The organism is Microvirga arabica (assembly GCF_016811235.1).
Taxonomy (GTDB): Bacteria; Pseudomonadota; Alphaproteobacteria; order Rhizobiales; family Beijerinckiaceae; genus Microvirga; species Microvirga arabica.
On sequence record NZ_JAFBID010000233.1, the window covers coordinates 1 to 588 of the forward strand.

Sequence of the window (588 nt, forward strand, 5' to 3'; positions counted from 1 at the left end):
GGCACGTATCCGGAGGCGGGCAGGAGCTGCCAGCGAACCGAGATCAGCATGATCAGCATGATGCCGAGCCAGAAGTTCGGAATCGACAGGCCCGACAGCGCGATCACGTTGGCCGTGTAGTCGACGGCTGTTCCCTTTTTCACCGCCGAGATGATGCCGGCGGGAATGCCGATGGCCAGCGCCACGATCATGGCCATGATGGCAAGCTCGAGGGTGACCGGGAGCTTGCTCATGATCAGGTCGAGAACCGGGATGTCGGTGCGCAGCGATATGCCCAGGTTGCCTGTCAGGGCCGAGCCGATCCAGGCGAAGTACTGGACGGGGATTGGGTCATCCAGGCGGTACTTCTGGCGCAGATATTCCAGCACCTGCGGGTCGCGCTCCTCGCCTGCCATGGTGAGAACCGGATCACCGGGCAGAAGCTTCTGCAGGGCAAAGACCAGCAGCGACACGATGATCAGCGTCGGGATGGCAATGAGTATTCGTCGTCCGATGTAGCGCAGCATCAGCCTAAGGAACCTGCATCAGAGTAGGGAGGGCGTGCCCGGTCCTGTGACCGGGCACGCGATTATCATGCGATCAGGAGGC

Annotated in this window: 1 protein-coding gene; it reads right to left on the reverse strand. The window is 61.7% G+C overall.

What is annotated here, in order from left to right:
- Window positions 1–506 (reverse strand): ABC transporter permease (locus JQC81_RS32655; protein WP_203275899.1); only part of this gene is annotated, 506 nt, incomplete at its 3' end.
- Window positions 507–588: the final 82 nt, after the last annotated feature.